A 25,339-nucleotide genomic window follows, 5' to 3' on the forward strand; every position below is an offset into this window, starting at 1 on the left:
CGAAAACTTGCCCAGGAGAATTTAGATAAATTTGCCGCTCAGCAGGGCGAAAATGCAAATTTTACCTTTCAGACGTCTTTGCAACACCCCTGTGATGGTGTTTACTAACCCCAAGTCCCCGCAAGGCACTTCGAATCCTAACTAAATCCAAAGATATGGATGGTTAGCGTCAATATCCCGAGGGAGGGGTTAGTAAAATGAGGAAGCACTGCCAGAAGAGTCGTTCTGTACTCAGTCTCAGCGTTGCAGCAGCTGTCGCATCACTCAGCGCAGCCACATCCACCAGTGTTTTTGCCCAGCAGGGCGAGGACATCCAGCTAGAAGAAGTTGTTGTTACCGGTTCACGTATCGCCGGTGACCCCAACGCCATAGCCTCACAGCCGGTGACCAGCGTTAACGCCGAGGATATTGCCATTTCCGGTGAGTTCAATATCACCGACGTCATCAATGATATCCCCGCGCTTTTTTCATCGAATACTTCCGAGAACTCTCTGGACGGTAACCAGGGCGCTGAGGTTGCCGATGGCACCAACACGCTGAACCTTCGGGGTTTGGGCGCCGCAAGAACCCTGGTGCTTGTGGATGGCCGACGCCACGTAGCGGGCGCGGCGGGTACCCAGGCAGTGGATGTGGGCTCACTGCCCATGAAACTCATCGAGCGCGTCGAAGTACTCACCGGCGGCGCCTCAGCGGTCTACGGGGCTGACGCGGTAACCGGGGTAGTGAACTTTATTCTCAAGGACGATTACGAAGGTTTCGAAATCGACCTGCAAACCGGTATGTCCAGCGAAGCCGATGCGGGACAGTCTGCGATTTCTGCCCTCTGGGGTAAGAATTTCAGCAACGGCCGCGGTAACGTCGCGGTCACCCTGGATTATCGTACGGACGAAGGCCTGAAAGCTGGCGAGCGTGGCCGTGACGGCCTGCTCACAGGTACCGGACGTGACTGGGTTAACCCCGATCTGCGGTTCCAGCAGGGGGACATTACCGGTGACACTCCCAACTTCCAGCAGTTCTTTAACTACCAGAATACGGGGCTGACGGATTTCGGTCTGCCTATTCCCACCCAGGAAGATTTCATCGCCGATTACCAGGCGGAGTTTGGTGTGGCGCCGTCCATCACCGCAGCCGAGGAAGCCTTGTTTGCGCAGGCGGGAAGCGCTCCTCAGCGTGCCGTGGAACTGGGACGCAGCTTCCCCTTCACATCCGGCTATGGCTACATCATTCCGGGTAACCCCTACACCTTCGAAGGCTTTGATCCCGATGTGCCTATTGATCTGGACAACAACGGCCGTAACGACTGTCAGGACTCTTTCACCGGTTACAACTCGGTGTTTGGCGCCGCCTCTTTCGGTGTCGTAGGCGGTTGCTGGAACGTTGACCAGAACGGCGGCTATGCGCCGGTGCAGGACGGACGGGTCGCGGGTAACTTCCAGGGCTTTGGTGGTGACTCTCTCAACACCATTCAGCAGGCTGACAGCTATCTGATCACGCCGGAAGACAAGATCACCTTCAATATGGTCGGTCATTTCGATATCAACGAGAACATGACGGCCTTTGGTGAGTTCAAGTACGGCTGGCAGGAAAACGAAAACCAGGTGCGACCCCAGTCCTTCTGGGATCTGTTGTTCGGCGCCCCTGACAACCCCTTCCTCCCGGGATTCATCCAGCCCGTAGCTCAGGAGCTCGGCGGTGTTGCCATCACCATCGATCCCATCGGTCTCGGACCGACCCAGCGCGTGACCGAGCGTGAAACCTTCCGCTTTGTGGGTGGCCTTGAGGGCACCTTCTCAAACGGTTGGACCTACGAGGTGTCGGCAAACTACGGCAAGTTTGAGCAGACCATTGAACGCAGCAACGAAGTCATCGTTGACCGCTTCCTGGCTGCCATCGACGCGGTGACGGATCCTGCAACAGGCGAGGCGGCCTGTCGTTCCTCCGTGGACCCCAACGCCCCGGTAGTTGCCACACCTTTTGATATTCCGGTTTTTGATCCCGGCTACTACTCCTTTACGCCAGGTGACGGCCAGTGTGTTCCCCTGAATATCTGGGCTGGCCAGCCCGGTATCACGGATGAAGCGGTAGATTTTGTGACCCGTGCCACCAGCGAGGGCGCAACCCTCGAGCAGACGGTATTCGCGGCGGTGGTCACCGGTGATTCTGCTGACTGGTTTGAGTTACCTGCGGGCGCCGTGTCCTTTGCGGCGGGTGTTGAGTATCGCAAGGAAGAGTCAGAAACATCCTTTGACTCCTATGCCCTGGGCATCATTCCTGCGGGGGCTCCGTTCCCCGAAGGCACTCAGCTGTCTGACGTGAGTGACAACAGCAACCTCCTGTTCCGACCTGCGCTGTCCAACAGCAACGAAGTGGGCGACTACGATGTCACCGATGTGTTCTTCGAGGTGAATGTTCCCCTGTTGTCGGGAACACCCTTCGCAGAATCTCTGGTGTTTGATGCAGCGGTACGCGCCTCGGATTACAGCACCATCGGCGAGGCATACACCTGGAAGACGGGTCTGTCGTGGACACCCATCGACGATATCCGTTTCCGTGCAACGGTATCCCAGGCGGTGCGTGCGCCGAACATCAACGAGTTGTTTGCGCCTACGACGGGTACCAACTTCCGCCCCATCGATCCCTGTGACGCGGCCCAGCTTGCGGCGCTATCGGGTTCTATCGGTGCCCAGACGCAGGCGAACTGCGTAGCGGACTTTGCAACCTTCGGGCTGAACCCCTTCGACGCAGAGGGTAATTACGTGTACACCGATCCTCTCTCCGCTTCTTTCGGCGGCACCCAGGGCGGTAATCAGGATCTTCAGGAAGAGACGGCGGACACCTACACCATTGGTGTGGTCTTCCAGCCCACGTTCCTGGAAGGTCTGACCCTCAGTGTTGACTACTGGTCTATCGAGATTGAGGACGCTATCGAGGAGGTGACGTCGCAGAACATCGTGGACGCCTGCTATCAGGGTACTTCCCTCAACGACGCCTTCTGCAGCCAGTTCACTCGAAACACAAACTCGTCCTCGGTGCAGTTTGGTGGTTTTAACTTCCTGCAGGTGTCGCCCATTAACTTCGCCAACCTCGAGTCAGACGGTATCGACTTCCAGGGTAGCTATGATTTCTCCATCGGAGAGCACGGCTTCAAGGCGTCCATCGGTGGTACCTATGTCAATGAGCTGAACCGGTTCTCTGATCCCCTCGATTCCTCTGTGGTTGACGTGGAGCTGGGTGAGGTCAACCGACCTGAGCTTGCCGGTAACATCTGGCTGAACTGGTACTGGAAAGACCTGACGGTGCAGTGGCAGACGCAGTACCAGGACGAGCAGTTGCTGGCCTTTATCGAAATCGACACGGCCCAGGAGCTGTATGGCGACTCCGTGGTGCAGGATGAGTACTGGCAGCACGATATCGCGGCTACCTTTGCGATCAAGGAGACCATGAGTGTCTTTGGCGGTGTGCGCAACCTCACGGACGAGCAGCCGTTCATTACCAACCGTGGATACCCTGCGAGTGCCCGTGGTACCTATGTGTACCTCGGCTTCAACATGGTGTTCGGTGGGTTCTAAGACCTCCTGATCAAAGCGGATAAGAGGGCCGTCTACATTGCGTAGACGGCTTTTTTTGTCTGCGAAAACTGCCGATCCGCGCTTTAGAGGATCACGCCAGACGTCGGTATACCCGGGTGATCAGTTCTTCGGCGATGAGCATCCCGGCCACCACTACGATGAACGCCAGCACACCGTGCATGGCCCCTGCAAAGTGAAGTCCTTCGCCGAGGATGCGGTCCACGGCGCCCAGCATGACAAACTTTGAGCCGAAGAGGATGAGCCAGGCGCTGAAATAGCGCAGGAACGTCCAGTGGAAGCCTTCACGCTTATGGAACCAGCCACCGACGCGATGCTCCAATGCCAGGGTTGCCTGCAGAAGCAGCTGCAGTAGCAACGCAGCCACCAGGGAGATGCTGAAGCTGTCCAGACTTACCCGGTCCCAGTGCTCGGCAAAGAGATTGATGACCACGAGATCAGCAAGGAGCGCAATGAGATAGCGCGTCAGGAGACGCTGGCGGCTTGTGGGAATTTCCGCAGTGGCGGCAACGATATGGTGATGCGGTTTGATAGGTCTTCCCCCTAATACACTGCGCTAGTTATCTTGGCCCTACACCAGTGGAGCTGTGATGTTGCCTGTTAGTAAACATCCGGTGCGTGCCCTCAGGCCATAAAAAACTTTGCGGCCACCACGGCAATGGGAAAGCCGATGAGGGTGCGCATGATAAAAACGCCCAGCAGGGTGATTATGTTGATCCTGAGGGCGCTGCGAAGGAGTAGCGAGCCCACCTCAGAAAGGTAAATAAGCTGGGTCAGGGACACGGCGGCGATGACAAAGCGGGTAAGCTCGCTTTCCACCCCCTGACCGATCGCAGCAGGCAGGAACATGTCCAGAAAGCCCACCATAAAGGTCGGCGCCGCGGCGGCGGCATCCGGGAGGCCGCACCAGGTCAAAAAGGGGATCAAGGGCGCGGACAGGGTCTGCATGATCGGGGTGAACTCCGCGACGGCCAGGCCCAGGGTGCCGATGAGTATCACCAGCGGAACCAGCCCCATCCAGATGTCCATCACATGCTGGGCAGAAGCCGCGAGATACTGCCGAACATCAGGACTTGAGGCGGCACGCTGTCGGGCTGCGCCAAGGGCCCTGGAAAAAAGCGATCCCTCGTCGCTGCTGTGGCTTGCGTCCTCAGGCGGCACTCCCCCTCGTGCGGCATCGCCAGACAGGGGTTGGATACCCCTGAGGGGTGGAAGCCTTGGCAGGAGAATGGCGCAGCACACACCGATGGTAACGATGGTTCCATAGACGGAAAAAAAGTGCTCTCGAAGCCCGATGAACTCCACCACAAACAGACAGAAGGGGAGGCTGGTTATGGAGAAGTTGGTGGCAATGACGATCGCTTCACGGCGGGAGTAATGGCCCTGCTCGTACTGGCTGATGGTGATAAGTACGCCCACCGCAGCTGCTGCCAGCCAGCTGGCGAGGGCATCCACCGCAGCACGCCCCGGCAGGGTAAACAGTCGCCGAAACAACGGTTGCAGGAGAGTGCCCACAAACTCCATCAGCCCATAGTCGGTGAGCATGGGGAGGAGAAAGGATGCACACAGAAAGATAGTGACGATGGTGCCCCCAAGGGAAAACAGCGCAACCTCACCTGTGTATTCGTTCCAGATGAACTCCGGTCCCACCTTAAACACGATAAGCCAGGCACAGAGGGTTCCCAGCAGCCTCAAGGCCAGCCAGAACAGGGGAACATCAAACACCCGGGTAACGCCGTGTTGTCGATAGCGGGTCTGCAACGCCGGATTCACCGCGCCGGCGATGGTGAGAAGCGCGGACACTGTGACAATAGACAGCAACAGCGCAGGCATGGCATCGCCGATAGCGCTCCGCAGAGAATCTGCGGCAACGCCCAGAAGAATGGTCCAGGCTCCGTCATAGAAAATCGGACAGAGAAATACGGTTCCTCCTATCAGGGACGGCAGGAGGAACCGACTCAGACTGGCGGGTGCTTTCTCCATTGCATCTGTGCTCATGGCCCCGGGAGTCCCGCTCTGATCTAGTGGGATAGGTCCACCACGGCGCGACCACGAATGTTGCCGGCGAGAATCTCCGGAGCCCGGGACAGGACCTCACTGAAGGGGAGATCGAAGGAGAGTGCTTCGAGCTTGCTGAGATCCAGCTCTTTCGCGAGGCGGTCCCAGGCGGTGAGCCTGCGTGACATGGGCGCCTGCACCGAGTCGACACCCTGGAGGCGCACGTTTCGCAGGATAAAAGGCATGACCGTGGAGGGCAGATCCGCGCCCTGGGCGAGGCCGCAGGCAGTGACGACGCCGTCGTAGCGGGTTTGGGCGATGGCATTGGCGAGTGTGTGGCTGCCGACGCAGTCAATGACGCCTGCCCATCGCTCTTTCTGAAGGGGTTTGCCTTTGTCGGAGAGCTCTGCGCGATCGAGGATGCCCGTGGCGCCGAGGCCCAGGAGGAACTCGGATTCCTGAGCCCGTCCCGTGGAGCCGATGACCTCATAACCGAGATCCGCAAGGAGGCTGATCGCCACGGTGCCTACACCGCCTGCAGCACCGGTCACCAGAATGGGGCCATCGCCCGGGGCGGGGCCATTTTTCTGCAGGGCCATGACGCTAAGCATGGCGGTGTAACCGGCGGTGCCAATTGCCATGGCCTGGGCATTGGAAATGGATTCGGGAACTTTTACCAGGAGGTCGCCACTGACGCGGGCTCGCTCCGCATAACCGCCGTGAAGGTATTCCGACGCCCCATAGCCATTCATTACCACGCGGTCCCCGGCCGTGAATCCTGCGTGCGTCGATTCCAGCACCGTGCCGGCATAATCGATCCCCAGCACCAGGGGGTGACGCTGGGCGATGGGTGCAGCGCCGCTAATCGCCAGACCATCTTTAAAATTGAGGGTGGAGTATTCCACCGCGACGGTGACATCACCGGCATCCAGGTCATCCAGGGTCAGGGTCTCGTAGGCGCAGGCGTAGCTGTCATCTTTTCGGGCGACCAGGGCGTTGAAGCTGTCGGACATGTTGATTCCTTAATCTGAGCCTTAATGAAGGTTGTTTGAATTGCCCAGGGTCTGGAGCCAGCGGGGTGCGTTGAAGCTGCGTTCGCTGTCCCCCAGGGCGATCTGATAATCCCTGGCGAGGTCATCGAGGGTTTCTCTCAGAAGGGCGGTGGCCGCTGCCGAGTGCTCAGCGGTGGCGCCTGCGAGATCTTCCAGGCGAACACGCTGCCCGGGCTCCAGCAGATACAGTCTGACGCCGGAAGGATCGGGCACTTTTGGCGCCAGGCGCACGCGATCGAGGTCGAGTTCCGCAACCACGACGCCCTTACTGCCGATGGCCTCGATGGTCTGCTCGTTGCCATGGATGATCATGCCGGCACCCTCGCAAAGACCAAAACCAAAACGCTGTTGCTGCGCTGCGCAGGCGATAAGCAGGCGTCCGAGGCGGTGCCGGCGAAGGAAGTTCTGGTCAATGAGACCCAGGCGGGTGAGCCCGATGCCCCGCTCAACGACCACCCCGGAGAAACTGGCGTCCTCGGAACTGCCGTAGCGCCAGGCAGCGACACTGTCGCCTTCGGCGATCATTCGGTTGCCCAGGGCCGTGGCGGATGCCGCGACAGCAATCAACGGTGTGCCGCGCTCATAGGCAGTGACAATGCTGTGGAGCACTGGTGTTGCCTCGGCGCAGTGCAGCAGTGCTTCCGTCACCCGGCGCTGATCCCCGCCCGTAAGCAGCAAGCTCCCCATGCGATCGATGGTTTTGAGCAGCGCCCGATCACGGCTCGCGCGTTCGATATTGTGCAGGGATATGGGCAGGAGCTCCGCCTGTATGTTCTCGCTCGCCAGCCAGTCCAGATAGCGCTCTGCCATGGCCGTGGGCTCCCCCGAGGCCGTCGCCAGCACGCCCACGGGTTCCCGCAGCTCGCTCAGGAGGGTCCTGCGGGCATCCGAGGACCAGTTGATGGGGGTGCTGCCCAGCATCACGAGGCGCGCCTCGGGCGCAGGATCCGGGCGCAGTACCTGGGTGCTCTCATTGAGAGGACAGGCGTCCAGGGTCGCACAATGGATATCCAGATTAAAATTCAGTGCGGTGTAGCGGATCTCCCCGGCTCTCACCGCCCGCAACGCTCGGGAGCGACGGGGGCGGCGTTCTATGTGCAGCGTGACCTGATTGGCGAACAGGGCATCGAAAGCACTGGCGCTGTCCTTACTGTAAAACGCCGGGTCACTCTCTATGAGACGAAGCATCAGGTCGTGGAGCCCGTAGCTTGCAAAGGCATTGCGGCGCACGGGTGCCGGTGAACGATAGGAGGCACGGCCCACCCGGGCACGGCGTTTGTCCGCGGCGGGAAGGGGCTTTCCCCGTCGCAGGTCGATGGCGTCACCGTCATCGAGGAACGACACCCGGGCGTTACGAACGGCGAACTCCGCATCGCCGAAGATCGCTTTGCGAAGATCGATAAAAAGGATCCCCGTTTCCCCCACGACTTCACCGTGGCTGCCCTGAACGATGAGGGCACTGTTCTCATCAATGCCAAAGGCCAGGGATTCACCCGACAGCTCCGCCGCTTTGATGAGGCGACCCACCCGTCCCCGCTGGAGAAAATGCTGATCCACCATTCCCCAGTCGAAGAACCCCAGTCCCTTGCCCAGACGAAAGGCATCAAAGTCATCTGTAGCGGTTTCCCGCGTATCGATGCCTCGGCTGATGGCGTTGAGAGAGGTGCCGCCCATGATCATCGGCCCCGACATAATGGCAGCGCCCGCAGAGCTGCCGGCAATCAATCCACCGGAGGCATAAAGGGCACGGATAGCTTCCAGGGCAGGGGTTTCACGTCCGTCCTGCACCAGGGTGCCCACAATGCGCGATTGATCGCCGCCGGTGAAGAACACGCTGCCGAAGGCCTGCAGTCGCTCGATCAGCCGCGGATCGAAGGCGGACTCCTCACGGTTTTCGAAAAAAATGGGAACCAATTCGGCGTAGAAGCCCTGGGCGCGGAACTCATCGACGGTCTCGGCGCCTACTTCTTCGGGGTACCCGGACGCCATGGAGCAGACGGCGATGCGCCCGTCACAGCGTCGGTGCAGGGCTTTGTACAGCGCTGCATTATCAGCTTCAAAGCGCCCCCCGATCAGTGCGAGGGAGCCTGAGGGGCCGGCGCGGTCCGAGGAAGCTTTGTCAGTGGAATCAAAGGGCAATGTGTATATCCGGACTGGATGGTCGAGAGTTGGCAAAGAACGTCGCCATTATCGCTAATGTGCCTTGAATTAGCGACCGTCTGCGACTTTCAAGCGCCACCCATCGCGGGTAGAGTGGTGGTTTCCCAGATCGAACCGGAGTTTACCCATGCAGTTCCTCGATACCAGTGTGTACCGTGGCCCGAATGTCTATGCACTCTTTCCTGTTATCCGTCATACGGTAGATCTCGGGGAGCTCGAAGAGTGGCCCACGGCGCGCCTGGGAAAGGAATTTGTCGAAGCGCTGGTTGCGGCATTACCCGGACTCGAAGACCACGGCTGTTCCTACCGGGAGCCCGGCGGTCTTATCCGCCGGATGTTGGAGGACGAAGGCACCTGGCTGGGCCATGTGCTCGAGCATGTGGTGCTTGAACTCCAGGGTATTGCGGGCTACGAGGTGTCCTTTGGCAAAACGCGCTCCACGGACGAGAAGGGTGTCTATGACATGGTCTTCGAGTACGAGGAGGAGTTCGCCGGGATTCAGGCGGGAAAGCTGGGCCTGGACTTATTGCACTCCCTTCTGCCGGAGAAACTACGCCCCTCGGATGTGCCCGAGGATTTCAATTTCGATGAGGAGCGGGATCAGTTTATCCGCGCCTGCCAGTCCCGGTCCCTGGGTCCCAGCACCCACTCTCTGGTCAAAGAAGCGGAGGCCCGGGGAGTCCCCTGGATCCGCCTCAATGAGCACAGCCTCATACAGCTGGGCCATGGCCGTTACCAGCAGCGTCTCCAGGCTACGATTACCAGCGCTACGCCGCATATTGCCGTGGAGCTCGCTTCTGAGAAAGATGAAACCAATCGCATTCTGGGGGACCTGGGTCTCCCCGTGCCGCGTCAGGCCCTGGTGTACCGTCTGCGCCGCGCCATCGCTGCGGCCGAGCGCATCGGTTACCCCGTGGTCATCAAGCCCCTGAACGCCAACCACGGTCGCGGTGTCACCACGGATATTCAAAACGAAGTGCAGGTAGAAAAAGCCTACGACAAGGCCAAGGAGCACAGTGACGGGATCATCGTAGAAACCTTCCTGCCGGGCCTTGATCATCGCCTCCTGGTCGTCGGTGGTCAGCTGGTGGCAGCGGCAAAGCGGGTGCCCGCCCATGTCAAGGGCGACGGCCGGTCAACGGTGGAAGAGCTCGTGGCCAAGGTCAATGAGGATCCCCTGCGCGGCGTAGGCCACGAAAAAGTGCTTACGCGTATTTCTCTGGATGCGGCGGCGGAGCGCATGCTCTCCCAGGCCGGGATGACCAGCGCAAGTGTCCCTGCGGAAGGTGAGGTGGTGTATCTGCAGCCCACGGCAAATTTGAGCACCGGCGGCACATCCGTGGATGTGACCGACGTGATTCACCCGGACAACAAGAGCATGGCCGAGCGGGCTATCCTGGCTCTGGGGCTTGATGTGGGTGGCGTGGACTTTATTACCACGGATATCACGCGGTCCTATGGTGAGGTGGGTGGCGGCATCTGTGAGTGCAATGCAGCACCGGGTTTTCGGATGCACGTCGCGCCCTCCGAGGGGGAGCCGCGGAATGTGGCGGGCCCCGTTATCGATATGCTGTTTCCCGAAGGCAGTCCCTCGTCGATTCCCATCGCGGCGATTACCGGTACCAACGGTAAAACAACAACATCGCGCATGCTCGCGCATATTCTGAAGATGTCGGGGTTGACCGTTGGTCAGACCAGCACCGATGGCGTTTACATCGATGGACGTCTCACGGTGGCCGGAGACATGACGGGCCCCACCGCTGCACAGATTGTGCTGCGGGATCCTTCGGTGAATGCTGCCGTCATGGAGACGGCGCGCGGCGGTATTTTGCGCAGTGGCCTGGGTTATCAGCGGTCCAACGTGTCGGCCTGTCTGAATATTGCGGCGGACCACCTGGGACTCAAGGGTGTCGACACCCTCGAGGATCTCGCAGAGGTGAAGCGCGTGGTAGTAGAAGTGGCGCGGGACGCCGCGGTTTTGAACGCCGACGATGTGCACTGTCTGCAAATGGCCGATCACTGCACCGCGGAAAAGCTGTGCTATGTCACCATGAACCGCTCACATCCCCTGGTGCGGGAGCACATCAAGGCCGGGGGTACGGCCCTGGTGCTCGAGCAGGGAATCAACGGCGGCATGATCACGCTCTACGATGAAAACGGTCATAACATTCCTTTGCTGTGGACGCATCTCATACCCGCAACGCTGGAAGGGCGGGCCCTGCATAACGTGCAGAACGCCATGTTCGCGGCGGCGCTTGCCTATCATATGCATGTGGATCTGGAGAACATCCGCCAGGGTCTGCGAACCTTCGACAGCACCTTTTTCCAATCGCCGGGTCGTTTGAACGTCTACGACAAGCATCCTTTTAAAGTGATTCTGGATTACGCTCACAACCCCGCCGCGGTGAAAATGGTGTGCGACGTTGTGGACCGCTACGAAATTGGTGGCCGCAAGATCGTGGTCCTCACCATGCCCGGGGATCGCAGGGACGAAGACATCGTCGAGGTGGCGGGCATTGCCGCGGGACATTTTGATCACTACATCTGTCGTCGGGACGATAACCTGCGGGGCCGTGAGCCCGGCGAGGTGCCGGGACTGCTCAAGCGCGGACTCCTGGAGGGGGGCGTGTCCGACGACAGTATTCAACTTATCGAGCGGGAAGAGGATGCGAACCAGGCAGCTCTGGAGATGGCCCGTGGCGGCGACCTGGTACTCATCCTCGCGGATCATGTCACCCGATCCTGGAAGCAGATTATCTACTTCCAGCCGGGAGAAGATGTCGTCAGTGAGCAGGGAGAGCGTCCCGCCATTGATGTGCCCGAAGAGTTTGTCGGCAGCTTCTCCTTCTCTGACGATCTGGAACTTATCCGTGATGAACGGGGTGTGCGCATAGCCCGGGAGAGTGACGACTAACACCGCCATGCGTTTGCTTGATTCGAGGCGCCTCACGGGCGCCAATTTTTTACTTCGGCGTCCCGGCGCGGTGATGGATATCGCCGTGGATGACAGGGAGCGCGAGGTACTCATTGCGGCATGGCGACTCCACGCACGGCGGCTCCTGGAACAGCTGGACTGGGACGATGAGGAGCTGGCCGTGCGACCCTTCGAGGGCGGCGTTTCCCTGGGTCTGTCGGCGCCCGTAGACGGTCTGTACACCGCGACGGAGCTCAACGAAACAGCCTATGAAGCCGCGCGGGACTGGATTGAAGGCGGGCAGCGGCATTTATTGAATCGCGCGGCAAGATCCCTGCGCGGGGAGTACCGGGACGAGGAGCGGCCCCGGCTACAGCGCGTGCTGGCAGCGGCCCGGGAACACGGCGCGCCCGTGGTCCTGGACGAGGATGTGCTGACCCTGGGCACCGGTCGCCACAGTCAGAGTTGGGATCTGTTCGAACTTCCCCACCCGGATGATGTGAGCTGGCGTGGCTTAAAAGCGGTGCCTACGGCTCTGATTACCGGTACCAATGGTAAGACCACGACGGTGCGTCTTCTGGCTTCCATTGCCAAGACTGCGGGACAGGTCGCGGGGGTGAGCTCCACGGACTGGCTGGCCATGGGCGACGAGCTGTTGCATCGCGATGATTACGCCGGGCCCGGGGGGGCGCGAATAGTGCTTCGGGATCAGCGCTGCGAGCTCGCGTTGCTGGAGACCGCGCGAGGGGGTCTGTTGCGAAGAGGGCTTGCGGTAGCGCGCGCCGATGTTGCCCTCATCACCAATATTGCCGCGGATCATCTCGGGGATTTCGGCGTGGAGACCCTTGAGGATCTTGCAGACGTCAAGTGGTCCGTAACGGCAGCCCTGGACAAAAAATCGTCTCTGGTGCTCAACGCCGAGGATCCCCTGCTCATGGCCCGGGCGGCGTCAGCGTCGGCGCCCCTGTGTTTGTTTTCCCTGTCGCCATCGGCACCGGCGTTCAAGACCCACGTCGAAAAGGGTGGAAAGGGTTTTACCCTCCGTCGCGGTCGTCTCGAGCGCATCGAAGGGGGCGTTGGCAAAAGCTTTCTCTCGGCGAAAAAGATGCCCTTAAGTTACGGTGGCGTGGCCCGTCACAATATCGCCAACGCCCTCGCCGCTGCGGCGGTCGCCGATGCACTGGGTATGGACCTTGAGGTCATCGCCCGGGGCTTGTGTGCCCTGGGTAACGAAGACAATCCCGGCAGGGCCAATCTGTATACCGTGGGCGGGGCCACCTTTCTTGTGGATTTTGCCCACAACCCCGCGGGTCTTGAAGCGCTCATGCCCATGGTCGAAGGATTGCCCGCCAGGCGTCGGGCGCTGATTACAGGACAGGCAGGGGATCGTGGCGATGAAGATATCAGGGCCTTCGCCGATGCGTCCGCGGCCCTGCATTTTGATCGGATCTGGCTCAAGCGCATGGATGGTCACGCCCGGGGCCGCGCGGAGGGCGAGGTTGCCAGAATCATGCGCGATGCCTTTATTGAACAGGGACACAGCGCAAAATCCATCAGTCTCAGCAAGACGGAGCTGGATGCCACGAGGGCAGCCCTGCGCTGGGCAAAACCCGGCGATCTCGTGGTGCTCCTGTCCCATGAGAAACGCGACAAAACCCGTGAGTTAATTGAATCCCGCATCGCAAGAGGAACAGACGGATGTACGTGATCAGCGGCGCTGAATGCTTTGACCCCAGCCCCCGAGGTCATCTTGATCTCCTCGTCGCGGGTAGCGAGGTGGTGGCCATGGGAGAGTCGGGATCCTTCGATGCCGTCGGGGAGCTTGCGGAAGCGGAGCGCGTCGACGCCCGCGGCAAGCTTCTGATGCCCGGGATCGTCGATGCGCTCACGCACCCCTGTGGCGGCGGTGGTGAGGGCGGTTTTGGCAACCGCACCGCGGAGATCGATGTAGAAACCTTTGTGCGCGCGGGAGTTACCGCACCGGTGGGCGCCCTGGGTACCGATTCCATCGGGCGCTCTCTTGAGGTGCTTTACGGCAATGTCATGGGCATGCGCCGCCAGGGATTGAACGCCTTTATGTTGAGTGGCGCCTACCGCGTGCCCGCGCCGAGCCTTACGGGGGATATTGCCCGCGATGTTTATCTCGTGTCGCCGGTGGTGGGCGTCGGAGAAGTCGCCATCGCCGATCATCGAGGTACGCAGCCCACGGCGCAGGAGCTTCGGCGCCTCGCTGCGGAGACGCAACTTGGCGGCATCCTCGCGGGCGAGGGTGGCACGGTGCTTGTGCATGTGGGTGCCGGTGAATCGCGGCTCAAGCTGCTTCGGGACGCCCTGGAGGGTAGTGACCTGTCACCCTCAGTCTTGTATCCCACCCACGTTAATCGCTCCACCGCCTTGTTGGATGAGGCGGCGGACTGGGCCCTGCGAGGCGGTTTTGTGGATATCACGGTGTCCACAACCCCGGAGCTTATCGCAGCGGGGGACATCACCTCAGAGCGGGCACTGCGTCGCCTGTTGGAAGCGGGGGCGCCGGCAGAGAAAATCACCTTGTCCTCGGACGCCGGGGGCTCGCTGCCTGTTTATGTGGACGGCGAACTGGTGGGTTTGACTGCCGCATCTCCGGATTCCCTGCCGGAACTGCTCCTGAGCCTTCATAGCGAGAACCCGGATCTCTTTCCTGTAGCCTTGGCAGGCATGACCCGAAATCCCGCAGCGGCCCTGAAACTTGCGGATGCGGGAGCTATTGCCGTTGGGGGGCGCGCCGATCTCTTGCTCCTGGATCCCGCTGCGGGCGCCGTCGAGTCGGTGATGGCGGGAGGGCAGTGGTTACTCCGCCGGGGTGAATTCCTGCTCTAGGCGTTTTGCGTAGTATTTCGCACTACCTGATTTTCAGGGCTTTTTGGTCTATCATGATGTGACGCACCGGCTGACCGTGCGTCAACATCGTCAGCACACAGTTGCGCGGAGCCGTGAACTCTCCGCGTAGTGAATGAAAATCTGCTGACGGATTGCCAGACATGACCTTCGACGCCCTGGGCCTTTCACCAAATCTGGTGAAAGCCGCAAACGACCGCGGTTACAGTCAACCCACACCGATACAGACAAAAGCCGTCCCCCTGGTTCTCGACGGACAGGACGTCCTTGCCGCGGCCCAGACGGGCACCGGCAAAACCGCCGCCTTTGTACTTCCTATTTTGCAGCGCCTGGCCTTTGTAGGCGGGGCGCGAGGCAGACAGGTGCGGACGCTGGTCCTCACGCCCACCCGCGAACTCGCCTCCCAGGTCCACGACTCCGTGCTCACCTACGGCCGGTATCTCGATCTGCGCAGTGCCGTAGTGTTTGGGGGCGTAAGAGCGGAACCACAGATCGAAGCCCTGGAGCCTGGCGTTGATGTTCTCGTTGCGACCCCGGGACGACTCCTGGATCTGGCACAGCAGGGTTATGTGGATTTTTCTGCGCTGGAGGTGCTGGTGCTCGACGAGGCGGATCGCATGCTGGATATGGGGTTCATCCATGACATGCGTCGAATTATCGAGATGCTGCCCATCAACCGGCAAACCCTGATGTTCTCCGCAACCTTTTCCCAGGAAATCCGATCCCTGGCGGCGCGCTATCTGGTGGAGCCCGTATCCGTGGACGTAGCACCGGCGAACAGCACTACGGAACTCGTTGAGCAAAAAGCCTACGCGGTCGATCCCGAACACAAGAGTGATCTCCTCATGCACTTGTTCCGGGAGGGCGAGTGGGGCCAGGCGCTGGTGTTCTGTCGCACCAAGCATGGCGCGAATCAGCTCAGCAAAGCCTTACTCAACGCAGGTTTTGCGGCGGCACCGATACACGGTAACAAAAGTCAGAATGCCCGCCAGCGTGCGCTGGACGCCTTCAAGAAGGGCGACTTGCAGTTATTGATTGCTACGGACCTTGCGGCCCGGGGTCTGGATATTGATCAGTTGCCCGAGGTGGTGAACTTCGACTTGCCCTCGGTGCCCCAGGACTATGTGCATCGCATCGGTCGCACGGGCCGGGCCGGTGCCACCGGTCGCTCCCATTCCCTGGTGAGCGCGGACGATGAGCCCCTCCTGCGGGCTATCGAGGTCCTGATACGACGGGAAATCCCCATGGAGCACGTTTCTGGGTTTGAGCCTACGGACCGGCCGCCGTCCTCACACAACACAGGAGACCGCGAGGACAGGGGGCGGAAGACGCCCGGCTCCGCGCCCCGGGACGCTGCTGTAGCCCGTCGCTCCCGTGAGCCTGGCGGCTCCTCGTCCTGGAAAAAATCGGCCTGAACACGGCCTAAGATCTCCTTCGGCAGCGCACGTTTTCCCTACTCCCTATCTGTGTTTAACTTGCAGAACGTCAACGAATTGCAGGAGTAAAGCGATGAAAACACGCGCGGCGGTAGCGCTGGGTGCAGGAAAACCTCTTGAGATCATGGATGTCGATCTGGAGGGTCCGCGCGCCGGCGAGGTGCTTGTGGAAATCAAGGCCACGGGCGTGTGCCATACGGATGCGTTTACCTTGTCCGGCGATGATCCCGAGGGCGCTTTTCCGGCGATTCTTGGACACGAAGGCGCGGGCATCGTTGTAGAGACAGGGCCCGGGGTCACGGGGCTGGAGCCTGGCGATCATGTTATTCCCCTGTACACCCCCGAATGTCGCGAGTGCGACTTCTGTCTGAATCCAAAGACCAATCTCTGCCAGGCGATTCGCGAGACCCAGGGCCAGGGGGTGATGCCCGATGGGAGCAGCCGCTTTTCCCTGAATGGCAAACCCTTGCTTCATTACATGGGTTGTTCGACGTTTTCCAATTACACCGTGCTGCCCGAGATTTCTCTCGCAAAGGTGCGAAAGGACGCACCCTTCGAAAAAATCTGTTACATCGGTTGCGGCGTTACCACGGGCATTGGTGCCGTAGCCTTCACCATGAATGTGGAGGCCGGGGCCACGGTCGCCGTGTTTGGTCTGGGTGGGATTGGCTTGAACGTTGTGCAGGGTGCCCGAATGGTGGGCGCTTCACGCATCATTGGTATTGATCTGAATCCCGAGCGAGAAGCCCTTGGTCGGCAGTTTGGTATGACGGAGTTTGTGAATCCCCGGGACGTGGATGACATCGTCGGGCATCTGGTGGAGATCACCGGCGGTGGCGTGGACTACAGCTTCGAATGTATTGGCAACGTTGATGTGATGCGTCAGGCCCTGGAGTGTTGCCACAAGGGCTGGGGCGAAAGCTGCATTGTCGGCGTCGCCGGCGCGGGCAAGGAGATTTCCACGCGACCATTTCAGCTCGTCACGGGCCGCAGTTGGCGGGGCACTGCCTTCGGGGGTGCGCGGGGGCGCACGGATGTGCCCCGGATCGTGGACTGGTACATGGATGGCCGAATTAACATTGATGATCTCATCACCCACACCATGCCCCTCGATGACATCAACCGGGCCTTTGATCTGATGCATGCCGGCGAGAGCATCCGCTCCGTCGTGCTGTACTGAGGCCGCCATGGAACGGGTATCAGCGGTACGCAGTTTTGGTGGACAGCAGTTGCGCTTCAAACATGCGTCGGCGGTGCTCCGCTGCGACATGCATTTTTCCCTGTATCTGCCGCCCCAGGCAGCGACGGGGTCCGTGCCTCTCCTGACCTGGTTGTCGGGGCTGACCTGTACCGACGAAAACTTTGTTCAGAAGGCCTGCGCGCAGCGGGCGGCGGCGGAACAGGGGGTTGCCATTCTCGCGCCCGATACCAGTCCCCGGGGGGAGGGAGTAGCCGATGACCCCGAGGGCAGCTGGGACCTGGGTCTCGGCGCCGGCTTCTATGTAAATGCCACGGAGGCCCCCTGGTCCGAGCATTACCACATGTACGACTATGTGCTGGAGGAGTTGCCGGCGCTGGTTGCAGAGCAGCATTCTGTGGACCTGGAACGTCAAAGCATCTTTGGACACTCCATGGGAGGCCACGGCGCTCTGAGCATCGCCCTCAGAAATCCCGAGCGCTTCCGCAGTGTTTCAGCATTCGCACCGATTTGCGCGCCCCTGCAATGTCCCTGGGGGGAGAAGGCGTTCTCCGCCTACCTGGGCATGGATCGTGAGCTGTGGGCATCCCACGACAGCTGCGAGCTGATTCGTCGTGCTACGTCGCATCTGCCCATGTTGGTGGACCAGGGTGCTGAAGACAGTTTCTTCGAAGAGCAGCTCAAGACGCCGCTTCTAGCCGCAGCCTGTCAGGAAAGTGCCTACCCCGCGAACATTCGCATGCAGGAGGGCTACGACCACAGCTACTTTTTCATCGCGAGTTTTATGGACGAGCATGTTGCGTTTCACGCCGGACACTGCGCTCCCTGAGTCCCGTTTGCGGGCTGTCATTTACGGTCTATTTTGCTAAATCCCCGGGTCATTGAGTGGCCGCTACGGCCCCGTCAGTATCCGGGTCCCCGGTTTTTCATCCAGGAGTTCTACCATGCCTCATTCCGCATTTATCTATGACGCCGTGCGCACCCCGCGAAGTAAAGGGAAGCCCGGTGGCAGCCTCCACGAGGTTAAGCCCCTTGATCTCGGTGCCGGCCTTCTCCGGGAACTGCAGCAGCGTCACGATCTCGACACCAGCTATGTAGACGATGTTGTGATGGGTTGCGTGACACCTATTGGTGAACAGGGGTCTGACATTGCAAAAATGCTTGTCCAGAACGCCGACTGGGATGAGTCCGTTGCCGGCGTGCAGCTCGATCGTTTCTGCGCTTCAGGCCTCGAGGCTGTCAATATCGCCGCGCAGAAAGTCGCCTCGGGCTGGGAAGACCTGGTGGTGGCCGGCGGGGTGGAATGCATGTCCCGTGTTCCCATGGGATCCAACGGTGGTCCCATGAGTTCAGATCCGGCTTTTGCCGCGAAAACCGGATTTGTGCCCCAGGGCATTGGCGCGGATACCATCGCTACCCTGGCGGGGTGGAGTCGCGAGGATGTGGATCGCTTCGCGGTGGAATCCCAGCGCCGTGCGGCCCACGCGCGGGACAATGGATACTTTGACAAGTCCGTAGTGCCGGTTCGGGACGAGTCCGGCCTGACCATTCTTGAGAAAGATGACTTTATCAAGCCGGGCACTACCCTTGAGACCCTCGGCGGACTCAACGCCTCCTTCGAAATGATCGGCCAGTTTGGTTTTGACGATGTCATTCTGCGCAAGTATCCGGTGCTCGATCATATCGATCACGTGCACACGCCGGGGAACTCCTCGGGCATTGTCGATGGCTCCAGCGCGGTGCTCATTGGCAGTGAAAAAGCGGGTAAGGACCTCGGGCTGACACCCAGAGCCCGCATTGTGGCCACAGCAGTGCTGTCCACGGACCCCGTCATTATGCTCACCGGCCCGGGACCCGCTGCCAAAAAATGCCTCGAGAAAGCGGGATTGAAAAAAGAAGACATCGATCTCTGGGAGATCAATGAGGCTTTTGCATCCGTGGCTCTGCGCTACATGCAGGATCTGGGTATCGATCACGAAATCACCAATGTTAACGGTGGTGCTATCGCCATGGGGCATCCCCTGGGTGCCACCGGGGCCATGCTGGTCAGCACCATGCTGGATGAGCTGGAGCGCCGGGATTTGCGCCGCGCCATGCTGAGCCTCTGCGTGGGCGGTGGCATGGGAATTTCAACGATTATCGAGCGCGTTTAATCGCCAGGCGCTGAGGACAGAATTTTATGACTATGCATTATGAAAAGGATGCCGATGGCATCGTCACGGTGACCATGGATATGACCGGGCCCGTGAACGCCATGAACGCCGAATTCCGCGAGGACTTTGGCGCGGTGGTCGACAAGCTGGAGGCGGAAGAGGGGCTCACAGGGGTTGTTGTCGCGTCGGCAAAGAAGGTGTTTTTTGCCGGGGGTGATCTCAATGATCTCGTCGCCGTGACACCGGATCGTCTTGAAGAGTTCATGGATGGCCTCGTGAGCACCAAGGGCACCATGCGCCGTTTTGAGAAGCTGCCGGTACCCACGGTAGCGGCCATCAATGGCGCCGCCCTGGGGGGAGGCTTTGAGCTGTGTCTGGTGTGTAACCATCGCATCGCCTGGAATCACAAGTCTGTGCAGCTGGGATTACCGGAAGTCACCCTGGGATTGTTGCCCGGCGGCGGTGGCGTCGTTCGCCTGACGAAACTGCTGGGTTTCGAAAAGGCCGCACCCTATCTCCTCGAAGGCAAGCGGGTGGCACCGGTGCAGGCACTGGATGCCGGCATGATTCACGAATTGGTGGCGGACAAGGACAACCTGGTCACCAAGGCAAAAGCCTGGATCAAGGACAACAAAGATAATCCGGATGCGGCGGTGCAACCCTTCGATCAGAAAGGCTACAAGATTCCCGGCGGAGGCATTACCTCTCCCAAGATCGTACAGGCCGTTACCGGCGCTACGGCGATGCTCACGCAGAAGACCCGTGGCCTGTTGCCCGCGCCGGCTAAAATTCTGGACGTTGCGGCGCAGGCCCTGCGCCTAGATCTCGACACCGCACTCATGGTGGAATCCCGAGCCCTTGCCGCGCTTACGGTCACGCCGGAAGCCAAAAACATGATCAGCACTTTTTTCTTTGGTTTGAACAAGGTTAACGGGGGAGCCAGTCGTCCCAAGGACGTGCCGGCGCAGAAGACCGAGAAGCTTGGCGTCCTCGGCGCGGGGATGATGGGACAGGGTATTGCCTATGTCTCGGCGATGGCCGGGATCGAAGTGATACTCAAGGACATCAGCATGGAAGCCGCAGAGAAAGGCAAAGCCTACTCTGAGAAGCTTCTGGACAAGCGTGTAGAGCGCGGCCGTCTGACTGTCGAGGGACGCGATGAAATCCTCGCCCGCATAAAGCCGACCGCCAGTGATGATGATCTGGCGGGCTGCGATCTCATTATTGAGGCGGTGTTTGAGAACATTGAGTTGAAGCACAAGATTACAGCGCAGCTCGAGGGTCAGCTCTGTGAGGGAGGCATCTGGGGTTCGAACACCTCGACGCTGCCCATCACCCAGCTTGCCGAGGGCTCCGGGAAGCCTGAGAATTTTGTGGGGATCCACTTCTTCTCCCCCGTGGACAAAATGCCCCTTGTGGAAATTATTGTAGGGGAGAAAACCTCCGACGTGGCGCTGGCGAAAGCCTTTGATTACACCCAGCAGATCAAGAAAACGCCCATTGTGGTGAATGACTCCCTGGGCTTCTTTACCTCTCGGACCTTTGGCACCTATCTGGATGAAGGTGTGCGCTTGCTTAGCGAGGGTGTCCATCCGGTGCTTGTGGACAATATGGGCAAGGGTATCGGGATGCCCGTGGGTCCTCTGGCGGTGTTTGATGAAGTCAGCATGGAGCTGTCCCGGAAAGCCCAGGAGACCTGGAAGGAAATGGGTGTCGTGGACAAATGGGGCGACGGCACGATTATGCGCCAGGTCATCGACACGATGGTGGTGGAGCATGGTCGCGGCGGCCGGCACCACGGCGGCGGCTTCTATGAGTACCGTGAAGACGGCAGCAAAGCGATCTGGCCTCCGCTTTTTGATCTCTATTATAAATCCGACGTCTGTCTCCCCGAGTCCGATATCAAGGACCGGCTGTTGTTTCGCCAGGTGATCGAAGCCCTGAAGTGCCGGGAAACCGGCGTACTGCGCTCCGATGAGGATGGCAACATTGGCTCCATCATGGGTATCGGCGCGCCCGTGTGGACCGGCGGTCTGATTCAGTTTGTGGAAACCTATGGTTACGAGCGATTTGTTGCGCGCTGTCGGGCGTTGGAAGCCGCTTATGGCGAACGCTTTGCGACACCACAGATTGCCCTCGATCGCGCGGCAGAGCATGCACAGCAGGCCGCCTGAATACCGCTCGATCACTAATAGACAAAGGAGTTAAGCAAGCATGGATATCAAGGGAAAAGTAGCGATTGTGACCGGCGGCGCCTCGGGACTGGGGGAGGCGACGGTGCGTCGCTATCACGGCCTCGGTGCCCGGGTAGCGATTTTTGACATGAATGAGGCTCGGGGAGCGGCACTGGTAGAGGAGCTGGGCGAAGGCCTGCTTTATCGTCAGGTCAATGTTGCTGATGAGGAGCAGGTGGCCGCCGCTGTTGCCGCCACCGTTGAGGCCTTCGGCGCGGTGCACATCTGCAATAACTATGCGGGCATCGGTGATGCGGCAAAAACCGTCAGCCGCGGTGAGCCCGTGGAGCTTGCCCGCTTCAAGAAGGTGATCGATGTCAATCTCATCGGTACCTTCAACGTGCTGCGCCTTGTGGCGGCGCAGATGGCCAAGCAGGACCCCGTCACTGACGATGGTGGTCGTGGCGTGATTATCAATACCGCCTCCGTGGCAGCCTTTGAAGGGCAGGTGGGCCAGGCGGCCTACAGTGCCTCCAAAGGCGGCATCGTCGGAATGACCCTGCCCATTGCGCGGGACCTGGCCTCATTGGGAATACGTGTTAACACGATTGCACCGGGCCTGATTCACACGCCGCTGTTTGAGGCTATACCTAAAGAGGCCTACGACAGTCTCGCCGCGCAGCCGGTGTATCCCAAGCGTCTCGGTAGGCCTGATGAGATTGCGCATCTTTCGCAGTACATCGTGGAGAATGATTACACCAACGGTGAAACCATCCGCATGGACGGCGCTATCCGCATGCAGCCTCGCTAGAGGCTGCTCAGCTCGCGCTTTTCAGGCGCGCTTCGAGGGTCGTCGCAAGAGGGCCCTTGTTGTCGATAATCTCCTGCTGGGTAAGCCCTACCAATTCGTGGGGGAACACCAGCCAGGCGTCGGTTTCGTGAACAAAATAGTCCGGCGTGATATCCGTGACGTTCTTGGAGGGCTTGTACCAGGGCGTTGCCACACGCATGTTCTGCGGCATGTTGCGGCGACATTTGGAACTCATCTTGTCAAAGATCGCTTTGACACTGCGTCCTGAATCGAACACGTCATCGACGAGAAGCACGTCGTCGTTGGCATTCACATTGTCGATGATGTAATCCAGGCCATGCACGCGCACGGTCTTATCCTGCTGGTTGATGCCGGTGTAGGAGGAGGTGCGAATGGCGATGTGGTCGGACTCAACGCCCACGTATTCGAGATACTCCTGGATCGCGATACCCACGGGAGCACCGCCGCGCCAGACGCCGATGATGAAATCGGGTCTGAAGCCGCTGGCGAATATCTTTTCACCCAGGCGAAAGGAATCCAGCAGCAGATCGTTCGCTGAGATATAGACTTTATCCATCAGTGCCAGGCCATGCTCAAGAGAGGAAGCCGAACTTTAGCATAAAGATTCCGGCCACTACGTAGACTGCGATAGGGCAGCGGCTGGCATTGCCCGAGGCTATTTTTATGAGCGCGTAGGTGATGAACCCCAGACCGATGCCATCGGCAATGGAGTAGCTGAGGGGCACCCCGATAGCGGTAACGATGGCAGGGGCGCTCTCCGCCACGTCGCCCCATTCCAGATCTTCAAGTGCTCTGGCCATGATCGTGGCCACGAACAACAGCGCAGCGCCCGTGGCAAAACCCGGCACGCTCTGCGCGAGAGGCGCAATAAACAGGCACAGGAGGAACAGGGTTGCTGTGGTAAGGGCAGTGAGTCCCGTGCGACCGCCAGCCTCTACCCCCGCAGCGCTCTCAATAAAACTGGTGGTGGAGGAGGTGCCGAACACGGCGCCCACGGCCGTCGCACTGGAGTCCGAGAGGAGGGCGCGGCGTAAACGGGGCAGATGGCCATTCTTGTCGAGCATGCCGGCGCGATTGGCAACGCCTACAAGGGTGCCGGCGGTATCAAACACGTCCACCAGTAGCAGGGTAAGAATAACCGTGACCATGGACAGATCGAGGGCGCCGGCGATGTCGAGCTCGAGGAAGGAAGTCATGGGTGGCGGCATGGACACAATGCCCTTGAATTCCGCAGCGCCCGTGAGCCACCCCAGGGCGGTCACCACCAGCATGCCGATCACCACCGCGCCGACGGTGCGGCGCGCGGAGAGCGCGGCAATAAGCACGAATCCCAGGAGCATAAAGATTGCCGGTGTTTCCGTGAGGTCCCCGAGACCGACCATGGTGGCATCATTGCTGACGATAATGCCGCTGCCCGAGAGGGCGATGATGCCCAGAAAAAAACCGATGCCCGCAGAGATTCCAAGTTTCAGGGAACGGGGAATGGCATTGATTAGCCACTCCCTGACGGGAAGCACCGAGAGCAGTATGAAGATAAGCCCCGACACAAAGACGGCACCGAGGGCACTTTGCCAGCTGTGGCCCAGGCCCAGCACGACGCCATAGGTAAAAAAGGCGTTCTGACCCATGCCTGGCGCCTGAGCAACGGGATAGTTGGCATAGAGCCCCATGATGGCGGTACCCAGGGCCGCGGCCAAACAGGTCGCGACGAATACCGCACCAAAGTCCATGCCCGCCGCTGAGAGAATACCCGGATTGACCACGGTGATGTAGGCCATGGCCAAAAAAGTCGTCACTCCCGCGAGGACTTCCTGCCGGATGCTGCTGTTGTGTTCCGTCAGTCCAAAAAATCGGTCTATGGCGTCCAGCATCACTTATTGCACCTGCTCTAGACGCGAGAGGTAGTCGGCTTTCTTTGCCTCATCCATCCAACTTACCTCAAAGGCATTGCGATTGAGGGTGCGGATTTCGTCTTTGGAAAAATCCGCTTCTTCTACCAGCGCCATAAAGTTTTCGTTCATATAGGCACGAAAGTAGGCAGGGTCATCAGAATTAATGGTGGCCTTCATACCCCGGGCCAGCATGTCGCGGATTTCGGCGGCGGTGAGGTTTTGCACCACGAAGCGATTGGACACGGGGCAGACCGTTAAACCCAGGCCCCGGCGCGCTATCTCGGTGCAAAGACTGTCATCCTCGAGTGCGTTAATCCCATGATCGATGCGATCAACCTTTATGAGATCGAGGCACTCGCCAATGTGCTCGAGAATATCTTTCTGGTTCACATCGCAATGCATGGTGAGCTTTAAACCCAGATCCCGGGCCCGGGCAAAGACATGGGCAAATTTCGCCGGGGGGTTATCTTTCTCGTCGGAGTCCAGTCCCACGCCGATGAGCTTATCCAGATGAGGTACCGCCATCTCCAGATGCTCTGCTGCCGATTCAGCGCTCAGATCGCGGAGAAAGCACAGGATTAAATTGCTCTCGACGCCCAGGGTGGCGGCGGCGTCTTTCTGGGCCCTGTGAATGCCATTAATGACCGTATCAAAGGCTACCCCGCGACTGGTGTGAGCCTGGGGGTCAAAGAAAGGCTCTACGTAGACAACGTTCTGCGCGGCTGCACGTTCAAAGTAGTGGAAGGCGAGCTCGTAAAAGTCTTCTTCCGTGCGGAGCACGTCCATGGCAGCGTAATAAATGGCCAGGAACGAGGGCAGGTCATGGAAGTCATAGGCGGCCACGACTTCTTCCGGAGTTTTGTACGCCAGCTCAATGCCGTTGCGCTGGGCCAGACTAAAAATATGCTCCGGCTCCAGGGTGCCTTCGAGGTGTACATGTAACTCCGCTTTTGGCAGCTGCTGTACAAAATCCAACATGGATGGCTTTGCTTCTTCCTGCATGGTGTCTCCGGGCACTGTAGGTTTCTTTTATGGCAAAGCAACGAGTATGCCATTGATGTCTCTGCCG

At 59.6% G+C, this 25,339-nt stretch carries 17 protein-coding genes; 10 read left to right on the forward strand and 7 right to left on the reverse strand.

What is annotated here, in order from left to right; translation table 11 throughout:
* The first annotated feature begins 197 nt into the window (after nucleotides 1-197).
* The gene (locus tag KT71_RS06890; protein WP_008296164.1) at nucleotides 198-3,569 is read left to right on the forward strand and encodes a TonB-dependent receptor domain-containing protein; all 3,372 of its coding nucleotides are present in this window, start codon (nucleotides 198-200) and stop codon (nucleotides 3,567-3,569) included.
* A 91-nt stretch (nucleotides 3,570-3,660) separates the two neighbouring features.
* Here the strand turns inward: KT71_RS06890 and KT71_RS06895 are convergent, their stop codons facing one another.
* From KT71_RS06895 to KT71_RS06910, 4 genes are all read right to left on the reverse strand, one after another.
* Nucleotides 3,661-4,020 (reverse strand): hypothetical protein, encoded by a 360-nt coding sequence (locus KT71_RS06895; RefSeq protein WP_008296163.1) that lies wholly within the window; start codon nucleotides 4,018-4,020, stop codon nucleotides 3,661-3,663.
* Between the two features lie 191 nt (nucleotides 4,021-4,211).
* Nucleotides 4,212-5,585: a YjiH family protein gene (locus tag KT71_RS06900; RefSeq protein ID WP_152025186.1), complete on the reverse strand. Its 1,374-nt coding sequence runs from the start codon at nucleotides 5,583-5,585 to the stop codon at nucleotides 4,212-4,214.
* A gap of 23 nt (nucleotides 5,586-5,608) precedes the next feature.
* Entirely contained in the window at nucleotides 5,609-6,598 is a 990-nt protein-coding gene (gene acuI, locus KT71_RS06905) for an acrylyl-CoA reductase (NADPH) (RefSeq protein ID WP_008296161.1), read from the reverse strand.
* A 21-nt stretch (nucleotides 6,599-6,619) separates the two neighbouring features.
* On the reverse strand, nucleotides 6,620-8,776 hold the full coding sequence (locus KT71_RS06910; RefSeq protein ID WP_008296159.1) for a cyanophycinase: 2,157 nt from the start codon (nucleotides 8,774-8,776) through the stop codon (nucleotides 6,620-6,622).
* Nucleotides 8,777-8,924: 148 nt separating this feature from the next.
* Here KT71_RS06910 and cphA point away from each other — a divergent pair, with 148 nt between their 5' ends.
* From cphA to KT71_RS06955, 9 genes are all read left to right on the forward strand, one after another.
* Entirely contained in the window at nucleotides 8,925-11,711 is a 2,787-nt protein-coding gene (gene cphA, locus KT71_RS06915; protein WP_008296158.1) for a cyanophycin synthetase, read from the forward strand.
* Complete coding sequence (locus KT71_RS06920; protein WP_202962396.1) at nucleotides 11,701-13,419, forward strand: Mur ligase family protein; 1,719 nt, start codon at nucleotides 11,701-11,703, stop codon at nucleotides 13,417-13,419. The genes cphA and KT71_RS06920 overlap by 11 nt, the downstream gene beginning before the upstream one ends.
* Nucleotides 13,410-14,567 (forward strand): amidohydrolase family protein, encoded by a 1,158-nt coding sequence (locus tag KT71_RS06925; RefSeq protein WP_008296156.1) that lies wholly within the window; start codon nucleotides 13,410-13,412, stop codon nucleotides 14,565-14,567. Before KT71_RS06920 ends, KT71_RS06925 begins: the two co-directional genes overlap by 10 nt.
* A 161-nt stretch (nucleotides 14,568-14,728) precedes the next feature.
* Nucleotides 14,729-16,000 carry a DEAD/DEAH box helicase gene (locus KT71_RS06930; protein WP_008296155.1) on the forward strand — a complete coding sequence of 424 codons (1,272 nt, stop codon included), beginning with the start codon at nucleotides 14,729-14,731 and terminating at the stop codon, nucleotides 15,998-16,000.
* Nucleotides 16,001-16,094: 94 nt separating this feature from the next.
* Complete coding sequence (locus tag KT71_RS06935) at nucleotides 16,095-17,201, forward strand: S-(hydroxymethyl)glutathione dehydrogenase/class III alcohol dehydrogenase (protein WP_008296154.1); 1,107 nt, start codon at nucleotides 16,095-16,097, stop codon at nucleotides 17,199-17,201.
* A gap of 7 nt (nucleotides 17,202-17,208) precedes the next feature.
* Nucleotides 17,209-18,048 carry an S-formylglutathione hydrolase gene (gene fghA, locus KT71_RS06940; RefSeq protein ID WP_008296153.1) on the forward strand — a complete coding sequence of 280 codons (840 nt, stop codon included), beginning with the start codon at nucleotides 17,209-17,211 and terminating at the stop codon, nucleotides 18,046-18,048.
* A 115-nt stretch (nucleotides 18,049-18,163) separates the two neighbouring features.
* Entirely contained in the window at nucleotides 18,164-19,372 is a 1,209-nt protein-coding gene (locus tag KT71_RS06945) for an acetyl-CoA C-acetyltransferase (protein ID WP_008296152.1), read from the forward strand.
* A 26-nt stretch (nucleotides 19,373-19,398) separates the two neighbouring features.
* Nucleotides 19,399-21,546 carry a 3-hydroxyacyl-CoA dehydrogenase NAD-binding domain-containing protein gene (locus KT71_RS06950; RefSeq protein WP_023659386.1) on the forward strand — a complete coding sequence of 716 codons (2,148 nt, stop codon included), beginning with the start codon at nucleotides 19,399-19,401 and terminating at the stop codon, nucleotides 21,544-21,546.
* Between the two features lie 40 nt (nucleotides 21,547-21,586).
* Nucleotides 21,587-22,357: an SDR family NAD(P)-dependent oxidoreductase gene (locus KT71_RS06955; RefSeq protein WP_008296150.1), complete on the forward strand. Its 771-nt coding sequence runs from the start codon at nucleotides 21,587-21,589 to the stop codon at nucleotides 22,355-22,357.
* 7 nt (nucleotides 22,358-22,364) lie between these two features.
* Here KT71_RS06955 and KT71_RS06960 read toward each other — a convergent pair whose 3' ends face one another.
* The 3 genes from KT71_RS06960 to KT71_RS06970 are packed head-to-tail and all read right to left on the reverse strand — an operon-like array spanning nucleotide 22,365 to nucleotide 25,272.
* On the reverse strand, nucleotides 22,365-22,934 hold the full coding sequence (locus KT71_RS06960; protein WP_008296149.1) for a phosphoribosyltransferase: 570 nt from the start codon (nucleotides 22,932-22,934) through the stop codon (nucleotides 22,365-22,367).
* Between the two features lie 16 nt (nucleotides 22,935-22,950).
* Nucleotides 22,951-24,249: an NCS2 family permease gene (locus tag KT71_RS06965; protein ID WP_023659387.1), complete on the reverse strand. Its 1,299-nt coding sequence runs from the start codon at nucleotides 24,247-24,249 to the stop codon at nucleotides 22,951-22,953.
* A gap of 3 nt (nucleotides 24,250-24,252) precedes the next feature.
* Complete coding sequence (locus KT71_RS06970; protein ID WP_008296147.1) at nucleotides 24,253-25,272, reverse strand: adenosine deaminase; 1,020 nt, start codon at nucleotides 25,270-25,272, stop codon at nucleotides 24,253-24,255.
* Nucleotides 25,273-25,339 lie beyond the last annotated feature (67 nt).

The sequence above is a fragment of the Congregibacter litoralis KT71 genome, from assembly GCF_000153125.2.
GTDB classification, from domain to species: Bacteria; Pseudomonadota; Gammaproteobacteria; order Pseudomonadales; family Halieaceae; genus Congregibacter; species Congregibacter litoralis.